Below are 19,220 nucleotides of genomic sequence, written 5' to 3'. Positions count from 1 at the left end.
CGTGAGCCTGACCACGCTGGACGTCGATACGACCAAGACGATGCTGATCGACGAAGACACGGCAGCCAATGGCCTGCTGACGGCTGATCTCATCGGCAAGGACGGTACGACTGCAATTACCGGCACGAACGTCCTGAATATCGACATCACCGCCGCGACAACGACTGAACTCGCCGACTACCTCAGCGGTGTTGACACGGTTCTCAAGGGCATGACCAGCGCGGCGGCTGACCTCGGTTCGGTGAGCAAGCGCATCAGCCTTCAGACGGATTTTGTTGCTGATCTGAAGGACTCCATCACGTCCGGCGTGGGCAAGCTGGTTGACGCCGACATGAACGAAGAGTCGACCCGCCTCAAGGCTCTGCAGACGCAGCAGCAGCTCGGCATCCAGGCTCTCTCGATCGCCAACTCCAACTCGGAAAGCATCCTCTCGCTCTTCCGTTAATCGGAACAGGGAAAGCGATAACAACGGTGGGCCGATACTATCATCGGCTCACCGGACAATTCATGGGCCGCGCTCCGAAAGGGGCGCGGCTTTGTCGTTTTCCTTTGAGGGCCGCCGCTGACCTTAACGATTTGGCAATCGAGGTTTATTTTCGTTCACTTTGATTACCCGCTTGCTAATACTCTTAACGATTTGTTAACCATATGATTGTTAAGTCTTCGTTAAGAGCGATAGGCTGTCCCTGGGCTAAACATGGGGCAGTTTGCATGACGCTGGTCCCGTCGCTGCCGGTCATCAACCGGAATGTTCCGTTTAAATTTGAACTGGGGCAATGACCAAATGACCAGCATTCTGACCAATTCGGCGGCTATGGCCGCCCTCCAGACTTTGCGTTCCATCGATGCAAACATGGAAGAAGTGCAAAACCGTATTTCCTCGGGCTATCGCGTCGAAACGGCGGCCGACAACGCCGCCTACTGGTCGATCGCCACCACCATGCGTTCGGATAACGCTGCCTTGTCGACTGTTCAGGACGCGCTCGGGCTGGGCGCGGCGAAGGTCGATACGTCCTACGCCGGCATGAGCTCCGCCCTTGATGTCGTGTCCGAGATCAAGGCCAAGCTGGTTGCCGCGAGCGAACCGGGCGTCGACAAGACGAAGATCAACAAGGAACTGGCCGAACTCAAGAACCAGCTGTACTCGACAGCCGAATCCGCGTCGTTCTCGGGCGAGAACTGGCTGTACAATGACAGCACCACGCCCGCGGGTGTGAAGTCCATCGTCGCGTCCTTCAACCGGTCAACGAGCGGAGCGGTGTCTGTCTCGACGCTGGACTACGACACCGCCACGTCGATTTTGATCGATACCAAAGATGCCTCGCGCGGTGAGCTGACCAAGGCTGTGAACGTTATTCAGCCGTCCGGTGCGACAACCGCCCCTGCTACCTATCACCTGCTTGAGGTCGCCGGCGGCACGCCACCCGCAGGCTCGGTTCTCATCGAGCTGACGGCCACCACAAGCTATGACGATATCCAGGGCATGCTGAAGGCTGTCGATGCCATATTCAGCAATATGACCGATTCCGCATCGACGCTCGGCGCCATCACCAGCCGCATCGACATGCAGGAAAACTTCGTCGCCAACCTGATGGACGTGATCGACAAGGGCGTCGGCCGTCTGGTGGATGCCGACATGAACGAGGAGTCGACCCGGTTGAAGGCGCTGCAGACGCAACAGCAGCTCGGCATCCAGGCACTCTCGATCGCCAACACCAACTCCGAAAACATCCTGCGCCTGTTCCAGCAATAGGCGAGGACACGCCGGACCGGTGGGCATGAATCCGGTCCGGGCTCTCTTTCGCCGCCGCCTCTTTCTCTTGGGGCAGCGGTGTGTCTTTCCGCCATGCCGCCGGTCATCGGTATGTGTGGAAACGGTTGGACCGCGCTCATTGCCCAAGCGCGGTCCAACACCTCATGCCGGACCGCGACACGGGGATACCGCCCTCGCGGTTTGGCATTCCTTCTGCGACCTACATTTTCGCACAAGTTTGACCGGATAGTCTCCAGCCGCAGCCATCCTCATCCGGGTTGCCAGCCGACATGATTGTCGTGCTGCCGTTGTATGCGGCCTGCGCTGCCGGTTTTCCCGGCGCGCACCGGTACGGATTGAAAATGTTCGGGCCAGGCGGCACTCCCGCTCCGCAGGGTCCTGAAGGAGACATTCCGGAAGTGTCACAGTCTTATGTTTTCAGGCTCGCAAGCCAAGTGCCGTCCGCAGTCAAACCGGCGGCAGGCCCGGTCGTGACCATGATCTGTGGCAGGGGAGGCGACCGATGAGCGCTTCCATTTCCCGTTACCTCAAGGATTTCAGCGCCCCGAAGGTCGATCTGTCCCTGGTTCCGCCGCGATATTTTCCGGACCTGGACGATGACTTTCCGGCCAACGGTGCCTTCGCCATGAAGCCGCAGATCCAGCCGCAGGTCGATGTTGACGCAGAGCGCCGCGATGCGTTCGCGCAGGGACGCCGCGAGGCGGAGGACGAACAGCAGGCGCTTCACGCAGCCGAGATCGCCGCGCTGAACGCACGTCACGCGGAAGAGCTCGAGGCCATGCGTGTGCGCTGTGAAAACGAGACGGCGGCGATGATCTTCGACCGCTTCTCCGAAATGGGATCGCAGCTCGCCACCATGTTGTCCGATCAGACCGCGCGGGTACTGGCGCCTGTGATGGACGACGTGCTGCAGCAGAAATCCGTCAGCGATCTCGCCCGGATGATCACGCTTTCCATCGGCGCCGGCGAGGGTGCGAGAATCACGGTAAAGGGCCCGTTGGCCCTGTTCGAGGCCCTGCAGCGTCACCTTGACGACGAGACGCTGATTTTTCGCCATCAGGAGAGCGCCGATATCGACCTGTCGGTTGAGTTTGGCGATTCGATTCTGGTGACGCGAATGGCCGCATGGGCGGATACCGTCAAAAAGGTACTGGCATGAGCGAGAACGAGAGCCATCACCACGGCAAGAACGAGATCATCATCATCAAGCGTCATGGCGGCAACCATGGCGGCCATCACGGCGGCGCCTGGAAAATCGCCTATGCCGATTTCATGACCGCCATGATGGCATTCTTCCTTGTCATGTGGCTGATCAATGCGGCCAATCCGCAAACGAAGGCAGCGCTTGCCTCCTATTTCAACCCTGTTCAACTGACCGATGCCAAGCCATCGGAAAAGGGTGTCAAACAGCCGGCCAAGGACGCCAAGGGTCAGGAAGACCAGATGAAGTCCAAGGTCGACGGCACGCAGACGAAGACCGGCGGATCGGCAAAGACCGGCGACGACCTGACGGCGACCTCGGGCGAGGAAACCCAGTATTCCGACGCTGATTTCTTCGAGAACCCCTATTCCGTCCTATCCGAAATCGTCAGCGAAGTCGGCCGGAATGCCAATATCAGCGCCAAGGGCGATGGTGGCGCCTCGACGTCCGGCCCTGCAACCGGTGCGGACGGCGGCGAAGCCTATCGCGATCCGTTCGATCCCGATTTCTGGACGAAGCAGGTTGAATTGCAGAATGCGGAAAAGGGCGGCGACAGCCTCGAAGCCAAGGCCGGTGATGGGCCGGCCGACGCATCGAGGGACAAAGCCGCGGCTGCCAGCGACCAATCCGAAATTGCGATGGCGGTGCCGTCGGACAAGGCTGCACCGGTGAAATCCGATGAGGCCGCCGCCAAGGCATTGAAGGCCGAGATCGAGACGGAAATCGGCGGCTCCGCCGGCAAGCTCGCCGAAGGACTGCTGGTGACGCCCACCGAAGGTGGTCTTCTGGTGACGATCAGCGAGCAGGCCGACACGCCGATGTTCGGGCTTGGCTCCGCAGTGCCGGAGAGGGAGATGGTGATTGCCATGGAAAAGATCGGCAAGCTTCTATCGACCCGCAGCGGCGCCATAGCGATCCGTGGCCACACCGACGGACGGCCGTTCAAGCGGGGCGCCTATGACAACTGGAGGCTTTCCTCCGATCGGGCACAGAGCGCCTATTACATGCTCATTCGCGGCGGCCTCGCCGAAAACCGCGTCAGCCAGATCAGCGGCTTTGCCGACAAGCGCCTCCAGGTTCCGAACGATCCCTTGGCACCGGCCAACCGGCGCATCGAAATCCTGCTTCAGACAAATCAGGGCTGATGGCGATGTTGAAGGCGATCCGTACCCTCCTCCTTCTCTGCGCGTGCGCCACTGGGGTTGCACCCGGCATGACGGCTCATGCCGCAGCTCAGGAGGATCTGCCGCCCTACAAGATGCTGCGTTCCCTGCAGCATATCCAGGATTCCATCGTGCTCGGCGACCATTCGGCCGCCGAGATGCAGCGCTTCATGCTGGCTGCCATCGACAAACGCCTACGGGACGCGGATTCCGCCGTTTTCGCCGACCCGCGCAATGTCGACGCGGCATTCATCTACGCGATGAGTGGCGGCAATCCGGAAACATTGTCCTATCTCGCCAATCACGACATCGAAGGCAATTTCGATAACCGTGTCGTGGAGGCTCTCACGCACTATCTTGATGGCAAGGGCGAACTGATGGTCGAAGGCCTGACAAAGGCCGTTCCGGAATATCGCAACTCGCGGGTTGGCCCCTATCTTTACTTGGTTCTCGGCAATGCAACGGCGCAACAGAATCCCGCTGTCTCGCTGAAATATTACGACTGGGCACGCCTGATGGTGCCGGGCACCAATATAGAAGAAGCCGCCTTGCGGCGCTCGATCGCGCTGGCCACCCGTGGCGCCATGCCGGACAAGGGTTTTGGCTATTCCCTATCCTATGCCCGGCGTTTTCTGACATCTCCCTATGCCAGCCAGTTTGCGGATGTCTTCGTGGAGCTGGCCGTTGCCAATTACAGCGAGCAGACGGAGGTAAAGATCCAGGAAATTCTCGGTTTCATGGACAGGCCACGGCAGCGCGAGGTCTATTTGCGCATCGCGCGCCGCGCGGCGATCGGCGGCATGCAGGAACTTGCGACGCTCGCCTCGACGCGTGCTCAGGACTTGTCGGATGTTGCGGATGCGGGCCCGAAAGCTTTGGCCAGTCTCTATTCCGGCCTCGTCGGTGTTCCCTCGAAAGGCATTCTCGAAGCGGTCAAGGACATCAGCTCCATCCCCGATGCCGAGCTTTCCCCCCGTGACCGCGCCTTGCGCCAGGCAGCAACCGTCGTCGCGCAGGAGGTGCTGCGGGCGCCCGATCCGGAAAGCCTGACGCAAGCCTCTGTTTCTAATGTTCAATCCGAAATGGTTAAGGAAGAAGACGGAGCGGGAACGGGTAGCGGCGAAAGTCCCTTTGCAGCACCGGCGTCGGAAGCAGCTTTGGCGGCTGCTCAGCCGGCTGGTGCGCAGCAGGCGGTTTCGCCGGCAGAAAGCCCGGCTGATCCGGTTCTCGACGCGTTTCTGAGCACGGGTCGCTCGAAGCTCGACGAGATCGATTCTCTCCTGAAGGGGGAAGACACGCAATGACATTCGTAGACGACAACCTGCTTGGAACGAGCCCGGTAAGGTCGGGCAAGTCCGGATCCAAATCTGCAGGCAAGTCGCAGGACATGAACGCAACCCATCAACGGGCTGCGTTCGAGAACGCTTTCGCTGACGCAGGCAAGAAGAAGCAGCCGATCGTCTCGGTCAGTGCGAAACCGGCCGTGGAAAACAGCCTTTCGACGGCCAGCAATACCGTTTCGCAGAACCTTCCGGCTGCGGCCGCCAAGATTCCTGTGATGAAGCACGAAGCGGCCGCAACCGCGGTCGCGGCGGATATAGTCGTTTCCAAGGACAAGAATGTTAATGCGCTTGCCCCAGATACCGGCGATGACAACCCGTCGCTGCTCCCAGGATTTATCCCGGAAGATGAAGGATTTGTACCGGAAGATGATGGCTTTATGAAACCCATCATCGGGAACTCCGCTGAAACCGTGCTACGCCCGCCCGCCAGGACAATGCCGTCGCCGGATGTCGAACAGAAGCCGATGGCAGCCGAAGACGTTGACCACACGCTGAAATTCGCACTGGCTCCACCCGACAGCAAAGGTGGGCCGTTGCCATCCGTCAGCCTTGCCGGGATTGGCAAGGACGCGGTCGCCGGTGCTGGCAAAGCCGTGGATGCGCCGGTGGGCGAAAAGGTGACCGTCCTGCTGAAGGACGCAAAAATTCAGGCTTTGAAATATAACGATCTGAAAGCCGAAAAGTCCGGCGAGACGCCACCATCAAAAGCGTCTGCCGACGCTGGCGAGGCACCCGATGCGACAACCGTTGATGTGAGCCAGCTGCTCACGTTGCTCGGTGCGGCGCAGAAGCCGGTGGCGGCAAGCCAGCCCGTGCGGGTCGAAACAACCCCGGCGATGTCGGAATTCCAGGCACTGGCGGAGCGCGCCGGGCAAGCTAAGCCGGCCCCGAAAGATGTGACGGCCGCTAAAGCCGATGGCCGTTTGGCGGCCGATGTGAGCACCGTCAAGGCTGATGCGAATGCCGTCGAGAATGCCACCCAGGCGGGATCGGATCAGATCTTCCGCTTCGCCCGTGCCGATGGCAAGGGGCAGGCGGTCTCCATGAGCATCGCTTCGGACGGAAACAAGACCGAGGTCAGGAACGAGGCGCCCACAGCGGCCTCGAAGGGTGAAACCGTGACCGTTCTGGAAGCGCGCCGCTATCTCGGCCTTGCCCCCACCAGCAACGCGGTGGCCGTGACCAGCCAGATCGCCAGCAACCCGGAATGGGCCCGTGCGCTCCAGCCGAGTGCTGCGGCTTCAGCCCCGCTGACGCATTCCTCGACCGGCAAGGTGCTCAACACGCTGAAGATCCAGATGCATCCGATTGATCTCGGGATGGTCACGGCGACGTTGCGTCTGAAGGACGATGAACTGCATGTCGAGATCAAGGTGGAGACCGGCGATGCCTTCCGGCAGCTGAGCGACGATCAGGGCGCCATGGTCAAGGCTTTGCGTGCGCAGGGCTTCGCCGTCGATCAGGTCAATATCGTCTTCAATGCCTCGGATTCATCCGGTGGCAGCAACGCGCAGCAGCAGGCACAGTCCCAGGCAGGCCAGCAGGGCCGGGAAGCGACTGGGGACGGCGCCAAGGGGCAGCGCAACGACAATGGCGGCCGGCAGCAGGGCGGCGAAAGGTGGACAGGCAATGAAGGGACGAGCGATGCGTCTTCTGGTGCTGAGCTTAACCGCGCTGGTGACGTCTATATGTAGTGCACAGGCGAGCCCCGGGGCCTGCGAAAGCGAGATCACGGCGGCGGCTGCGAAATATCAGATTCCGGCCGGCATCCTCTATTCCGTCGGTCTGACGGAAACGGGCCGCAAGGGATCGCTCCAGCCCTACGCCATGAACATCGAGGGTAAGGCCTACTTTGCCAACAGCGCCGAGGAGGTGTTGCAGCGGTTTACCGCGGCACGGGCGCAGGGCGCAAAGCTGATCGATCTCGGTTGCATGCAGATCAATTACTATTTTCACGGAGAGAATTTTGCCTCGCCCGGCGAGATGCTCGACCCGCGAAAGAACGTCGAATACGCCGCCCGTTTCCTGTCCAACCTTCATGCCCGGCATGAGACTTGGACAATGGCCGTCGCCCGGTATCATGCCGGACCGAACAACGACCCCGCCCAGAAGAAATATGTCTGCCGGGTGATCGCCAATCTGGTCGCGACAGGCTACGGGAAGTGGACACCAAACGCGTCGACATTCTGTCAGTAACGCAACTATAAGATGATCTTCTTTCGCTTCATTGTTGCGCTGCGGTAGCGCCGAAACAATGCGGTGAAAAAATGACCACAAGCGATTTCTTAAGAGATCGTTAACGTTTCCACATAAAATTTAGTGGTTCATTTTGATGCACATACCATATGTAGATCAAATCGGTACGGAAATCTTAATCTAGTATTAATTTCAGCCAGTAACATTCCATAGTTGTTCATGAATCCCCCGATTCGTACCTCTTGATCATCGAGGCACCATACTGATTCGGAGGCGGACGAATGATCGTAGTGGTTGATGAGCGTGAGCTCGTGAAAGACGGATACACTTCACTGTTTGGACGGGAGGGCGTGCCCTCCCAGGGGTTTGATCCAAGCGAATTCGGCGATTGGGTTTCAACGGCAGCCGACAGCGATATTGACGCGGTCGAGGCATTCCTGATCGGCCAGGGTGAAAAGGCGATGAGCCTTCCCCGCGCCATCCGGGACCGGTCCACGGCTCCGGTTATCGCGATCAGCGACAGCCCTTCATTGGAAACGACACTGGCGTTTTTCGACTGTGGCGTCGATGATGTGGTGCGCAAGCCCGTTCATCCCCGCGAAATTCTGGCGCGGGCGGCAGCGATCCGCCGCCGTCTGAAAGCTCTGGTGAATTTCACCGATATCGGTCCGATCCGCGTATTTTCGGATGGCCGGGATCCCGAAGTTCAGGGCGAAGTTTTCGCCCTGCCGCGCCGCGAGCGCCGCATTCTCGAATATCTGGTCTCCAATCGTGGACGCCGCGTTTCCAAGTCGCAGATCTTCAACGCCATCTATGGCGTCTTCGACGAGGATGTCGAAGAGAACGTCGTCGAAAGCCATATCAGCAAGCTGCGCAAGAAGCTGCGCAAGCGGCTCGGCTTCGACCCGATCGATTCCAAGCGTTTCCTTGGCTATTGCATCGACTGGAGCTGATCCCCGTCTGGAGGTTTCGGATGTGGCGGCATCCGATCCGCCCCCTAAGACAGGTTCACGCAAGGCCCACCCCATAGTCTTCCCATAACGACGAAAACGAGGATCGGACATGAGTCTTTACGGAATGATGAGAACCGGTAGTTCCGGCATGAATGCTCAGGCAAACCGCCTGGGCACGGTGGCCGAAAACATCGCCAACGCCAACACCACCGGCTACAAGCGGGCCTCGACGGAGTTTTCCTCGTTGATCCTGCCGACCAGCAACGGATCGTACAATTCCGGTGGCGTCGAGACGAAGGTTCGCTACAGCATTTCGGAGCAGGGTCCGACCACCACCACCACGTCAGGCACCGATATGGCCATCAACGGCGGCGGCTTCTTCGTCGTCTCCGGTGCAAATGGTAGCAATTTCCTCACCCGCGCCGGCGCTTTCACGCCGGATGCAGCCGGTAACCTGGTCAACGCGGCCGGCTACAGCCTGATGGGTTACAAATATCAGGAGGGTGTCGACCCGACGGTCGTCGTCAACGGTTTCGATGGCCTGACGCAGGTCAATCTCGCGGCTGAAGGTCTTGTTGCCAAGGGCTCGACCGTGGGTGCCATGGGCGCGAACCTCGACTCGTCCGATGCCATCGGCACGGAGTCCACGACATCGCTCAGCGTCTTCGACAGCCAGGGCAACTCGCGTCTTCTCGACTTCGTCTACAAGAAAACAGCCGATAACGAATGGACCGTGGAAGTCCGCGATCGTGCGACGTACAGCGCGGGCGATCCGGCTGCTTCGCCGCCCGTACCGGCCACCGGCGTTCTGGGTAACAAGACGCTTGAATTTGACGCTGCCGGCAAATTGACGACAACGCCGACGACGTTCGATCTGGATACGTCGGCGATCAACCCGCTGGCCGGCACGGGTGCCACGCTTGCAAATCTCACGATCGACGTCGGCAAGACCACGCAGCTCGGCTACAAGTTCAATCCGGACGGCGGCTCCACCGATGGCAAGGCGCCGAGCAAGGTGGCCGGTTACCAGATCGACAGCGCCGGTATCATCTACGTCAAGTACGAAAACGGTACGCTCGATCCGCGCTACCGCGTGGCGCTTGCAAGCGTCCAGAGCCCTGACAATCTCGTTCCGCAGTCGGGCAACGTTTATTCGCAAGGGGTGGATTCGGGCGTCATCGTCACCGGTTTTGCCGGTTCGGGTAACTTCGGCAGCATCCAGTCGAATGCACTGGAAGGCTCCAACGTCGATATCGCCAACGAACTGACGGCGATGATCGAATCCCAGCGTAACTACACGGCGAATTCGAAGGTCTTCCAGACCGGCGCCGATCTGCTGGACGTTCTCGTAAACTTGAAGCGGTAATTAAAAAGGTACGGTCTGCGTCATGTCGCTGTCATCAGCCATTAACACTGCCCAGACGATATTCAACAATACGGCGGCTCAAACGGCTCTCGTTTCGAAGAATATCTCCAATGTCAGCAATGCGGATTATTCGCGCCGCATGGCCATGCTGGGCACGAATGGCAACGGCGCGCAGATCGTATCCATTCAGCGCGCGCAAAACGACGCGTTGATGAAGCAGCATTCCATCAGCATTGCGCAATCCTCTGCCCAGAGCACGCTTTTGACTGGCCTGGAAACCATCAAGAGTGCGCTCGGCGGCAATGGTTATGAAACCTCGCCGTCCAACTACCTGAAACTGTTTCGCGACAGCCTTCAGACATTCGCATCGACACCGGGAAATGCGTCCGTTGCGGCGACAACGGTGTCGAGCGCTTCCGATCTGGCAAAATCTCTCGTCAAGACCTCTGCTTCGGTTCAGGACGTGCGCTACCAGGCCGACAAGGAAATCGACGCCTCGGTCAAGACGCTGAATGGTCTGCTGGCCGATTTCGAAAAAGCCAACTATGCGGTGCAGGGCGCAACCGCCAGCGGCGCGGATGCAAGCGATGCGCTCGACCAGCGCGACAAGCTGCTGCGCCAGATTTCCGAAATCGTCGGTATTTCAACCGTCACCCGCGCCAACAATGATACCGTCATCTATACATCCGATGGTACGGTCCTGTTCGAAAACACTCCGCGCACGGTCACCTTCCAAGCGACCCCAGGTTTCGGTGCGACCACAACCGGTAATGGGATCTATGTCGATGGTGTGCCGCTCAAGGCTGGCAATGGCGCCAATACCTCCGGTGAAGGCAAGCTTGCGAGCCTGCTTCAGCTTCGGGACGATATAGCCCCCAAATTTCAGACGCAGCTGGACGAAATCGCCCGCGGTCTGGTCACGCTCTTTCAGGAAAATACGACGCCCGCAACCACGGCGCTGCCCGGTCTCTTCACCTGGGCGGATGGCACAGTACCGGCGGCCGGTACGCTCGTGCCCGGCATGGCGGCATCGCTGACGATCAATCCGCTCGCGACAGCCAATCCGACGCTTGTCCGCGACGGTGGCTTCAACGGTCCGGGCTACAGCTCGAATACGTCAGGCAGCTCCGGCTATACCGATCTGCTGGACAGTTTCGCGACGGCGCTTGGCGAAAACATGGCCTTCGACACCACCACTGGCCTCGACGGCACAAGCAGCATCATGGACTTCGCGTCTTCTTCCATCGGTTGGCTGGAAGAATTGCGAAGCGCCGCATCGACTGCGAACGACAACAAGACGGCCCTGTTGTCGCGCACGCAGGATGCATTGAGCAATGTCACAGGCGTAAGCCTTGACGAAGAACTGTCGCAGCTGCTCGACCTCGAGCAATCTTACAAAGCATCGGCGAAATTGGTCAGTACAGTGGACGCCATGATGACGGCCCTTCTGCAAGCTGTAGGATAAAATTATGAAAACGTCTTTCGTTTCCAATTTGGCCATTCAAAATGCCATGCGCCTGACCATCCAGCGCGGTCAGACCGAAATGATCAAATTGAACACCGAAGTATCGACGGGGGTTCATGCCGATTACGGTCTGGCGCTGGGGGGCTCCACCGCGCGGTCCGTCACGATTACATCTCAGATCGAGCGGATTGCCACGCTGAAAAGCACCAATTCCATCGTCACACAGAGACTTGCGGGATCGCAGGAAGCGCTTGCGACGATGCAGGATGCCGCGCAGAAGTCGCTGACATCCCTGATCGCCTTTCGGGACAACAGCACCGCCGACCTGCTGAAGGTCGCTCAGGACCAGAACAAGGCATCGATCTCGACGTTTACGTCGGCTGCCAATACGTCCCTGAATGGCGAATATCTGTTGTCGGGCATCAATACCGACGTTCAGCCCTTGACCGAATACAGCGCGACATCCGACGCCAAGGCATCCTACGATGCGGCCTTGTCGACCTTTATGGGGGCCCAGACGCCGCCGCTGACCTCGCTGAGCGAGTTCTCGAAGGAGCAGATGACCGACTTCATCGAAAACACGCTGGCGCCGATGTATGCGGATCCGTCGGTTCCCGGTTCTCAATGGTCGGATTATTCGAGTGCGTCCAGCCAGAACATGACGAGCCGCATCAGCGCCAACGAAGTCATTCAAAGCTCGACCAACGTCAACACGGAAGGCACGCGGAAGTTTGCCCTGGCCAGCATCATTTCCTCGGAACTGCTCAGCGCCGACCTGCCCGACGACGTTCGCAGCGTGGTCAGTGGCAAGGCGATCGACTACATGGGCGAAGCGGTAACGGGTCTGATCAGCATGCAGAGCGATCTCGGCCTGTCGCAGGAACGCGTCAAGAAGGCCAATACCTCGATCGACGCGCAAACCAAGATCATGAAGGCTCATCAGCTGGATCTGGAGGGGATCGATGCGTATGCGGCCTCGGTCCAGTTGAAGACATTGCAGACCCAGCTTGAGACTTCCTACACGCTGACCTCGCGGCTTCAGCAGTTGAGTTTGATAAATTTCCTCTGATGCGGTGAGGACCAGGACAAACATGAAGGATGTCTGAATGTATCAGTTTTCATACGCCGAGATCATGGAGGACGGCGTCGCCGACTCCAAGGATCGCGAACGGCAGGTACTCGATCGCTCGATTGCGCTTTTGGCAGCCGCAAAACAGCAGAAAGGGTACTCGAGGGAGGCCATCGAGGCGATTTACTACACAAGGCGGGTCTGGATCCGGTTCATCGAGGATCTTCGCGCTGCGGACAATCAGCTCAATGACGAATTGCGCGCCAACCTTATCTCCATCGCCATCTGGATTCTGGGCGAGACGGAAAAGATTCGCAAACGCGAGTCCTCCAACTTCCAGGGCATCATAGACATTACAACCATCATCAGGGATGGACTCAAATGAAAAGCACACTGCGTATTTCGCTGAAGTCGGGCGAACGGATTTTTGTCAACGGGGCGGTGTTGCGTGTCGACCGTAAGGTGGCGGTTGAGTTCCTGAATGATGTGACATTCCTGCTTGAGAACCATGTTCTTCAGCCGGAAGATGCAACGACGCCGCTGAAGCAGCTCTATTTCATCGCGCAGATGATCCTGATCAATCCGGAGGGCGCCGAGCAGTCGACGAACATGTTCCGCAAGTCGGTCGTCATGCTTCTGACCTGCTTCAAGAACGACGAGATCGTGTCAGAGCTGAAGAAGATCGACGGCATGGTCACCCAGGGCCGTGCCTTTGACGCACTGAAGGCAATCCGCGGCCTCTACGCTCTCGAAGACAGAATCCTGAACAATCAGGAAATCACCCCGGCAACGATCGAACAGATTCGCAAGGAGATTGCACCATGGCGGTAAGTGGCGTTACGACTACCAGCTACACCCCCACGGCGTCCGGACTGGAATCGGGCACGGACGCGACGAAGGCCAGCCTCAACTACGACAGCTTCCTGAAGCTGCTCGTGGCGCAGATGAAGAACCAGGATCCGACCGAGCCGATGGATTCGACTGCGCAGATCGCGCAGCTCGCGACCTTCTCGCAGGTTGAACAGACGATCAAGACCAATACCAATCTTGAAAGCCTGCTGCAGCGCACCTCGCTCAGCGAAGCCAATGCCGTTATCGGCAAGACGGTGACCAGCGCCGATGGCTTGACGACTGGCGTGGTCAAGGAAGTGAAGCTATACTCCGATGGAATCATCGCGGTGCTTGATACCGGCAAGGAACTTGTCGTGGGCCCGGGTGTTACCGTAAAGTGATAGCTGATGAATGAGGCGGATGCCCTCGATATCGTGCAGGCGGCGATCTGGACAGTGGTCGTCGCTTCCGGGCCCGCCGTTCTCGCTGCCATGGTGGTCGGCGTCGTCATCGCCTTCATCCAGGCGCTGACCCAGGTTCAGGAAATGACCCTGACCTTCGTGCCCAAGATTCTGGCCGTTTTGGTGACGGTCGCGCTGTCTGCCTCTTTCGTCGGCGCGCAGATTTCCCTCTTCTCGGATATCGTCTTCTCCCGCATTCAAAGCGGCTTTTGACCCTTTAGGTCTGCCGTTTTCATTGGGCTTTGACGGACATGGGCGCTGTGAAAAGCACGTCCGCCTCCTTTTCTCCGACATCGATGCCACCCTCGCGCAAGTTTGGTGCTTTAGGTCTGCTGCCTAGTATGGGCAGCAGGTATGAATGCTGTCCGCCTCTCATGAAGAGACGGAATTTCCGATGGCACAACCTCCTGCACTGATCATTCCGAAAGTCGCGCCCAAAGGCCGGGATATTGGCTTTGCGCTCGGCATCGTGGCGATCCTGTCGATCCTCTTTCTGCCGATACCGCCGTTTTTGATCGACATCGGGCTGGCTTTCTCCATCGCGTTCTCCGTGCTCATCCTGATGGTCTCCCTGTGGATTCAGAAGCCGCTGGATTTTTCGTCCTTCCCGGTCATCCTGCTGATCTCGACCATGACCCGCCTGTCGCTGAACATCGCGACGACGCGCGTCATTCTTTCGCATGGACATGAAGGGCACGACGCGGCCGGTGGCGTCATCGCCGGCTTCGCCGAACTGGTCATGGGCGGCGACTTCGTCATCGGTCTGATCGTGTTTTTGATCCTGATCACCGTGAACTTCATCGTTATTACCAAGGGCGCCACGCGTATCGCCGAAGTCGGCGCCCGCTTCACCCTCGATGCCATCCCCGGCAAGCAGATGTCGATCGACGCCGACCTGTCGGCCGGTCTGATCGACGAGAAGGAAGCCCAGCGGCGCCGGCGCGAGCTGGAAGAGGAAAGCTCGTTCTTCGGTTCGATGGACGGTGCCTCGAAATTCGTGCGCGGCGATGCGATCGCCGGCCTGCTGATCACCGCCATCAACGTCTTCGGCGGCATCATCATCGGCTATGTTCGCCATGGCATGTCGATCGGCGAAGCGGCCGATGTTTTCGTCAAGCTTTCGGTGGGCGACGGTCTGGTTTCCCAGATCCCGGCGCTGATCGTCTCGCTCGCCGCAGGCCTGCTCGTTTCGCGCGGCGGCACCTCGGGTTCCACCGACCAGGCGGTCGTCACCCAGCTCGGCGGTTATCCGCGCGCCCTCATGGTGGCGGCCGGTCTGATCATCATGCTGGCCTTCATGCCCGGTCTTCCCTTCACTCCATTCGCCGTTCTCGGCGGCGGCATGGCTTTCCTCGGCTGGATGATCCCGCGCCAGGTGGAAGCCGCCAGCAAGCTGAAGCGCGAACAGGACCAGCAGACGGCGCAGCACAAGACGGACAGCGAAAAGGACTCGGTCAAATCGGTTTTGAAGACGGCGGAGATCGAACTGCTGCTCGGCAAGCAGGTTTCCACCCGGCTTCTCGGTGCGCATCAGGAGCTCGCCTTCCGCGTCGGCAAGATGCGCCGCAAGTTCGCAGGCCAGTACGGTCTCATCGTGCCGGAAATCAAGGTGTCGGACGACATCGGCATCCCGGACAAGGCTTATCACATCCGCATCCACGGAACGACGATCGCGTCGAACACGGTGCGCGTCGGCGAAGTCATTGTCGTCACCGGTGGCGGCCGCAAGCCGAGCGTACCCGGCGACGAGATCCGCGAGCCCGCTTTCGGCATGCCGGCCGTGTCGATCTTGGAAACCTTTACCGAAGACCTGAAGCGTGAAGGGTTCCACCCGATCGACAACGTCTCGGTGGTGCTGACGCATCTGTCGGAAGTCATTCGCAACAACCTGCCGCAGCTTCTCTCCTACAAGGACGTGAAGATCCTGATCGAACGTCTCGACCCGGAATATCGCAAGCTGGCGGACGAAATCTGCACCTCGCACATGTCCTATTCCGGTCTGCAGGCGGTGCTGAAGCTGCTGCTGGCCGAACGGGTCTCGATCCGCAACCTGCATCTGATCCTCGAAGCGGTTGCCGAACTGGCGCCGCATGTGCGCAAGACCGAGCAGATCGTCGAGCATGTGCGTGTGCGCATGTCGCAGCAGCTCTGCGGCGATCTTGCCGACAACGGCACGCTGCGTGTGCTTCGTCTCGGCAACAAGTGGGACATGGTCTTCCACCAGGCGCTGAAGCGCGACGCCAAGGGCGAAATCGTCGAGTTCGATATCGACCCGCGGCATCTGGAGGAGTTCAGCGAGCAGGCGACCAAGGTTATCCGTGAACATCTCGATCGCGGCATGCCGTTCGTACTGGTAAGTTCGCCCGAATCCCGCTCTTATGTGCGCATGATCATCGAGCGTCTTTTTGCAACATTGCCGGTTCTCTCGCATGTCGAGCTTGCCAAGGGCCTCGAGATAAAGATCATTGGCTCGATCTCATGATTTCCGATCCGGAAGGCACAGTGCTGGCACTCTTTGCCGCATTCTGCCGGATCGGCGCCTGCATCATGGTCATGCCCGGATTTTCAACGGCGCGCGTTTCGGTACAGATTCGCATCTTCGTCGCGCTGGCGATTTCCATGGCGATCCTGCCGATCATGTGGAACGAGATCTACCCGCAGGTTTCCGGCAAGGGGCACACCTATATCTACATCGTCGCCACCGAAACCGTCATCGGCGGCGTTATCGGCCTGATCGCCCGCTACTATGTGCTTGGGCTGCAATTCACCGGCACCGTCATCACCATGATGATCGGCTTCAACGCCCCGCCGTCCTCTGATATTCTTGAAGATACGGCTGAAAACCAGCTGACCAATTTGATCAGCTTCACCGGTCTGTTGATCCTGTTCATGCTCGATTTCCACCATGTCATCCTGTCGAGCATCGTCGATTCCTACAAGGTGATGCCGCTCGGTGTCGGTTTTGATCCGCAGGGTGTGCTGATCACGCTCACCAACGCGCTGGAAACCACGTTTTATATCATGCTGCGGCTGGCGAGCCCTTTCGTCATCTACGGCCTGCTGTTCAACGTCGCCATCGGCATGGTCAACAAGCTGGCACCGCAGATGCCGCTCTACTTCATCTCGCTGCCTTATCTGATCATGGGGGGCATGTTCCTCCTTTATCTCGGCATCGCCGCCATGTTGAAATTATTTGCCGATGGCTTCGGCCCGATGATGCAAGGGATCTAGCGGGAGATGAAAAGCCGATCCGAAAAACTCAAGCGCCTTGTCGCCGTGCAGCGACATCTGGAGCAGATGGCGGAAAACGATCTGGCGGAAACGGCCGGGCAGCGCCGCAGGCTTGCCGAGACCATCGATGTGGTCGCCGACGCGATGGGGTCTGCAAGCCCGCTGCATGCGATGTTTTCCGGGCACTATGCCTCGCAGCTCGGGCGCCTGGCCCAGAAGGACCAGATGCTGCTCGAGATTCAGCAGGGGCATGAAACCCGTGTTCTCAAGGAGCGGGCTAAGGCCGACCGGCTTGAGGAAAACATGAAGGAAGCGCGCGTGCTGGAGGATCGTACCGAGGCCGACGACGCCATCTACGATCTCGTGGATCAGCATGTGATGAGCGGCTCACCAGCTTCCGGTAAGGTTGGCCGGTCATAGTGCGGCTCAAGACCGGCCGCATATACGTCCGGCCTGCTTGCTTAAACTGCTGAATGTATGGAGTTATCGCCGGCGTCGATAGGCACGCCGCCAAGGCTCCGTGACAGAGAGGATATCGCATGGCCATTTCTCCTCCAAGCGACCTGGTGATGGACGTCGTGCGCGCCGCAGATCCGGCCGAAGTGCAGGAAGCGCAGGCGCGGCTGAAAGCCAATCGCGCCGCCTTCCAGGCAACGAGCCTTGCCGAAAACGGAACCGGCTTTGCCAATACGGTTGCCGTCCTGAACCGGGACAGCCCGACCAACAGCCTCGGCGATATTACCAATCGGGCCGAAGCGAAGAAGATTCCGGAAAGTTATCGCAAGTTTGAAGCCATGGTGCTGCAGAACTTCGTAAAATCGATGCTGCCCACCGAAAGCGAAGAAATTTACGGCAAGGGCACGGCCGGCGACATGTGGAAGAGCATGATGGCCGAGCAGATCGGCAACGTCATGGCCCAGGGCAAGGGCGTCGGCATTGCCGAGAGCATGGTGACGGACCGTATCGTCGGATCGGAAGGTCCTGACCGGGTAAACGCATCGCTCGACGGCAATGACAGCAATGTCGCTCAGAGCATGGTGCAGGAATATCAACGCAAGGCCGTCTCCAAGTTCCTGGGAACGGAAGACAAGAACGGACAAGCCTGAGGCTGGCCCGGCAACAGCCCGGACTGACCTGACCCAGAAGTTTCGCGCACACGTCACGCCGAGGGCCAAGACCCGCGTGCCGCCAGCGCCAACAGGAGCCAAATGATGGAAGTTTCAGCATCGAATGACGTGCGTATCCAGAACGTGCTGGGGCGTCTCGAGATGATCCTCGACAATGAGAACATGCGGATCGGCGTTGATCCGAGCTTCGATCTGAAGACGTCGAATGCCCGCAAGAGCCGTTGCTTGTACGAACTGACGATGTTGCATCGCGATGCGTCGCCGAACGAGATCTCGCCGTCCTTCGTCTCCCAGACGCGTCACATCAAATCCAAGCTGATGGCGAATTCGCAGAAGGTGAATGCGCATATGGAGGCCTGCCGCTCGGTGGTCGATCTTCTGAAGACCGCCGTACAGGACGCGGAAGCCGACGGCATCTATTCCGAACAGCAGTTCCGTTACGGCGATTTCTGATGCTGAAGCTTGTTTTCACCGGTGTCTGGATTTGCGCGGTATCGCTGGGATCGGTCTATTTCTCGATCCAGCATGCATCGGCGCCGGTGGAAACGGATGCGGAGCAGCAGCGCCGCGCATCGCAGGAATATGTGTCTGGCGAATTGATCACCGTACCGGTGATCACCGACGGCGCGGTGCAGGGCTATTTCCTGACCAAACTGTCGTTCTCGGTCGACAAGGCCAAGGCTAGGGCCTTGGACGTGCCGCTCAAGCAGTCGGTGACCAATGCGCTGTACGATATTCTCGTCGGCCAGAAACTCATCAACGTTGCCGATACCAGCAATTTCGACCTCGCCAATTTCAAGACTGCGGTGAAGGACGGGCTTAACAAGCAGTTGCGTGGCGAGGTAATCTTCGAGGTGCTGGTCGAGCAACTCGAATATCTGTCGAAGGCGGACGTGGCCCGCATCGCCAATGCGGCGAACGAAAAGCAGCGCCGGCCCGTGCCGATCGTCGACAAGAACGGGCAAACCGCCCACGACCAGTTGCCCGAGAGCGAAAAGCGCGCCGCAGCCGCCGGCCAGTGAGCCGATAGCAGAGGCCGT

Annotated in this window: 21 protein-coding genes; all 21 read left to right on the top strand. The window is 59.1% G+C overall.

Annotation, left to right across the window (positions count from 1 at the left end; all coding sequences use genetic code 11):
* Positions 1 to 445: flagellin (locus ADU59_RS25770; RefSeq protein ID WP_274534661.1), on the top strand; the 445-nt coding region annotated here is incomplete at its 5' end.
* Positions 446 to 784: 339 nt separating this feature from the next.
* Positions 785 to 1,753, top strand: a complete 969-nt coding sequence (locus tag ADU59_RS25765; protein WP_068958006.1) for a flagellin N-terminal helical domain-containing protein — start codon at positions 785 to 787, stop codon at positions 1,751 to 1,753.
* 523 nt (positions 1,754 to 2,276) lie between these two features.
* Entirely contained in the window at positions 2,277 to 2,933 is a 657-nt protein-coding gene (locus ADU59_RS25760; RefSeq protein ID WP_068958004.1) for a hypothetical protein, read from the top strand.
* Positions 2,930 to 4,120: a flagellar motor protein MotB gene (locus tag ADU59_RS25755; protein WP_068958002.1), complete on the top strand. Its 1,191-nt coding sequence runs from the start codon at positions 2,930 to 2,932 to the stop codon at positions 4,118 to 4,120. Before ADU59_RS25760 ends, ADU59_RS25755 begins: the two co-directional genes overlap by 4 nt.
* A gap of 5 nt (positions 4,121 to 4,125) precedes the next feature.
* Positions 4,126 to 5,442, top strand: a complete 1,317-nt coding sequence (motC, locus tag ADU59_RS25750) for a chemotaxis protein MotC (protein ID WP_068958039.1) — start codon at positions 4,126 to 4,128, stop codon at positions 5,440 to 5,442.
* Positions 5,439 to 7,175, top strand: coding sequence for a flagellar hook-length control protein FliK (gene fliK / locus ADU59_RS25745; RefSeq protein WP_068958000.1), 1,737 nt, complete (start codon positions 5,439 to 5,441; stop codon positions 7,173 to 7,175). Before motC ends, fliK begins: the two co-directional genes overlap by 4 nt.
* The gene (locus tag ADU59_RS25740) at positions 7,126 to 7,677 is read left to right on the top strand and encodes a transglycosylase SLT domain-containing protein (RefSeq protein WP_068957998.1); all 552 of its coding nucleotides are present in this window, start codon (positions 7,126 to 7,128) and stop codon (positions 7,675 to 7,677) included. The genes fliK and ADU59_RS25740 overlap by 50 nt, the downstream gene beginning before the upstream one ends.
* Before the next feature lie 281 nt (positions 7,678 to 7,958).
* The gene (gene rem / locus ADU59_RS25735) at positions 7,959 to 8,630 is read left to right on the top strand and encodes a transcriptional activator Rem (protein WP_068957996.1); all 672 of its coding nucleotides are present in this window, start codon (positions 7,959 to 7,961) and stop codon (positions 8,628 to 8,630) included.
* A 109-nt stretch (positions 8,631 to 8,739) separates the two neighbouring features.
* Positions 8,740 to 9,996, top strand: coding sequence for a flagellar hook protein FlgE (locus ADU59_RS25730; protein ID WP_068957994.1), 1,257 nt, complete (start codon positions 8,740 to 8,742; stop codon positions 9,994 to 9,996).
* A 22-nt stretch (positions 9,997 to 10,018) separates the two neighbouring features.
* Positions 10,019 to 11,461: a flagellar hook-associated protein FlgK gene (flgK, locus tag ADU59_RS25725; RefSeq protein WP_068957992.1), complete on the top strand. Its 1,443-nt coding sequence runs from the start codon at positions 10,019 to 10,021 to the stop codon at positions 11,459 to 11,461.
* Positions 11,462 to 11,465: 4 nt separating this feature from the next.
* Complete coding sequence (locus tag ADU59_RS25720) at positions 11,466 to 12,530, top strand: flagellar hook-associated family protein (protein WP_068957990.1); 1,065 nt, start codon at positions 11,466 to 11,468, stop codon at positions 12,528 to 12,530.
* Between the two features lie 37 nt (positions 12,531 to 12,567).
* Positions 12,568 to 12,915, top strand: a complete 348-nt coding sequence (gene flaF, locus ADU59_RS25715) for a flagellar biosynthesis regulator FlaF (protein WP_068957988.1) — start codon at positions 12,568 to 12,570, stop codon at positions 12,913 to 12,915.
* Positions 12,912 to 13,361 carry a flagellar biosynthesis repressor FlbT gene (gene flbT, locus ADU59_RS25710; RefSeq protein WP_068957986.1) on the top strand — a complete coding sequence of 150 codons (450 nt, stop codon included), beginning with the start codon at positions 12,912 to 12,914 and terminating at the stop codon, positions 13,359 to 13,361. Before flaF ends, flbT begins: the two co-directional genes overlap by 4 nt.
* Positions 13,352 to 13,762 carry a flagellar hook assembly protein FlgD gene (flgD, locus tag ADU59_RS25705; RefSeq protein WP_068957984.1) on the top strand — a complete coding sequence of 137 codons (411 nt, stop codon included), beginning with the start codon at positions 13,352 to 13,354 and terminating at the stop codon, positions 13,760 to 13,762. Before flbT ends, flgD begins: the two co-directional genes overlap by 10 nt.
* A gap of 6 nt (positions 13,763 to 13,768) precedes the next feature.
* Positions 13,769 to 14,035, top strand: a complete 267-nt coding sequence (fliQ, locus tag ADU59_RS25700) for a flagellar biosynthesis protein FliQ (protein WP_068957982.1) — start codon at positions 13,769 to 13,771, stop codon at positions 14,033 to 14,035.
* A 181-nt stretch (positions 14,036 to 14,216) separates the two neighbouring features.
* Positions 14,217 to 16,304, top strand: a complete 2,088-nt coding sequence (gene flhA / locus ADU59_RS25695; RefSeq protein WP_068958036.1) for a flagellar biosynthesis protein FlhA — start codon at positions 14,217 to 14,219, stop codon at positions 16,302 to 16,304.
* Complete coding sequence (gene fliR, locus ADU59_RS25690) at positions 16,301 to 17,053, top strand: flagellar biosynthetic protein FliR (protein ID WP_068957980.1); 753 nt, start codon at positions 16,301 to 16,303, stop codon at positions 17,051 to 17,053. The genes flhA and fliR overlap by 4 nt, the downstream gene beginning before the upstream one ends.
* A 6-nt stretch (positions 17,054 to 17,059) precedes the next feature.
* Entirely contained in the window at positions 17,060 to 17,473 is a 414-nt protein-coding gene (locus ADU59_RS25685; protein WP_068957978.1) for a hypothetical protein, read from the top strand.
* A gap of 119 nt (positions 17,474 to 17,592) precedes the next feature.
* Positions 17,593 to 18,159, top strand: a complete 567-nt coding sequence (locus ADU59_RS25680; RefSeq protein ID WP_068957976.1) for a rod-binding protein — start codon at positions 17,593 to 17,595, stop codon at positions 18,157 to 18,159.
* 105 nt (positions 18,160 to 18,264) lie between these two features.
* Positions 18,265 to 18,633 (top strand): hypothetical protein, encoded by a 369-nt coding sequence (locus tag ADU59_RS25675; protein WP_068957974.1) that lies wholly within the window; start codon positions 18,265 to 18,267, stop codon positions 18,631 to 18,633.
* Complete coding sequence (locus ADU59_RS25670; protein ID WP_068957972.1) at positions 18,633 to 19,202, top strand: hypothetical protein; 570 nt, start codon at positions 18,633 to 18,635, stop codon at positions 19,200 to 19,202. The genes ADU59_RS25675 and ADU59_RS25670 overlap by 1 nt, the downstream gene beginning before the upstream one ends.
* Positions 19,203 to 19,220: the final 18 nt, after the last annotated feature.

The organism is Pararhizobium polonicum, assembly GCF_001687365.1.
Classification (GTDB): Bacteria; Pseudomonadota; Alphaproteobacteria; order Rhizobiales; family Rhizobiaceae; genus Pararhizobium; species Pararhizobium polonicum.
This window is presented reverse-complemented; position numbering and strand designations above follow the sequence as displayed.

Excerpts from the sequence above, each read along its gene's own strand:
- flgK (WP_068957992.1), top strand. The coding sequence starts at position 10,019 with ATGTCGCTGTCATCAGCCATTAACACTGCCCAGACGATATTCAACAAT.
- rem (WP_068957996.1), top strand. The coding sequence starts at position 7,959 with ATGATCGTAGTGGTTGATGAGCGTGAGCTCGTGAAAGACGGATACACT.
- ADU59_RS25680 (WP_068957976.1), top strand. The coding sequence starts at position 17,593 with ATGGCCATTTCTCCTCCAAGCGACCTGGTGATGGACGTCGTGCGCGCC.
- fliR (WP_068957980.1), top strand. The coding sequence starts at position 16,301 with ATGATTTCCGATCCGGAAGGCACAGTGCTGGCACTCTTTGCCGCATTC.
- ADU59_RS25720 (WP_068957990.1), top strand. The coding sequence starts at position 11,466 with ATGAAAACGTCTTTCGTTTCCAATTTGGCCATTCAAAATGCCATGCGC.
- ADU59_RS25755 (WP_068958002.1), top strand. The coding sequence starts at position 2,930 with ATGAGCGAGAACGAGAGCCATCACCACGGCAAGAACGAGATCATCATC.
- ADU59_RS25675 (WP_068957974.1), top strand. The coding sequence starts at position 18,265 with ATGGAAGTTTCAGCATCGAATGACGTGCGTATCCAGAACGTGCTGGGG.
- ADU59_RS25760 (WP_068958004.1), top strand. The coding sequence starts at position 2,277 with ATGAGCGCTTCCATTTCCCGTTACCTCAAGGATTTCAGCGCCCCGAAG.
- ADU59_RS25685 (WP_068957978.1), top strand. The coding sequence starts at position 17,060 with ATGAAAAGCCGATCCGAAAAACTCAAGCGCCTTGTCGCCGTGCAGCGA.
- fliK (WP_068958000.1), top strand. The coding sequence starts at position 5,439 with ATGACATTCGTAGACGACAACCTGCTTGGAACGAGCCCGGTAAGGTCG.
- ADU59_RS25765 (WP_068958006.1), top strand. The coding sequence starts at position 785 with ATGACCAGCATTCTGACCAATTCGGCGGCTATGGCCGCCCTCCAGACT.
- flgD (WP_068957984.1), top strand. The coding sequence starts at position 13,352 with ATGGCGGTAAGTGGCGTTACGACTACCAGCTACACCCCCACGGCGTCC.
- flbT (WP_068957986.1), top strand. The coding sequence starts at position 12,912 with ATGAAAAGCACACTGCGTATTTCGCTGAAGTCGGGCGAACGGATTTTT.
- ADU59_RS25730 (WP_068957994.1), top strand. The coding sequence starts at position 8,740 with ATGAGTCTTTACGGAATGATGAGAACCGGTAGTTCCGGCATGAATGCT.
- ADU59_RS25740 (WP_068957998.1), top strand. The coding sequence starts at position 7,126 with ATGCGTCTTCTGGTGCTGAGCTTAACCGCGCTGGTGACGTCTATATGT.
- fliQ (WP_068957982.1), top strand. The coding sequence starts at position 13,769 with ATGAATGAGGCGGATGCCCTCGATATCGTGCAGGCGGCGATCTGGACA.
- motC (WP_068958039.1), top strand. The coding sequence starts at position 4,126 with ATGTTGAAGGCGATCCGTACCCTCCTCCTTCTCTGCGCGTGCGCCACT.
- flhA (WP_068958036.1), top strand. The coding sequence starts at position 14,217 with ATGGCACAACCTCCTGCACTGATCATTCCGAAAGTCGCGCCCAAAGGC.
- ADU59_RS25670 (WP_068957972.1), top strand. The coding sequence starts at position 18,633 with ATGCTGAAGCTTGTTTTCACCGGTGTCTGGATTTGCGCGGTATCGCTG.
- flaF (WP_068957988.1), top strand. The coding sequence starts at position 12,568 with ATGTATCAGTTTTCATACGCCGAGATCATGGAGGACGGCGTCGCCGAC.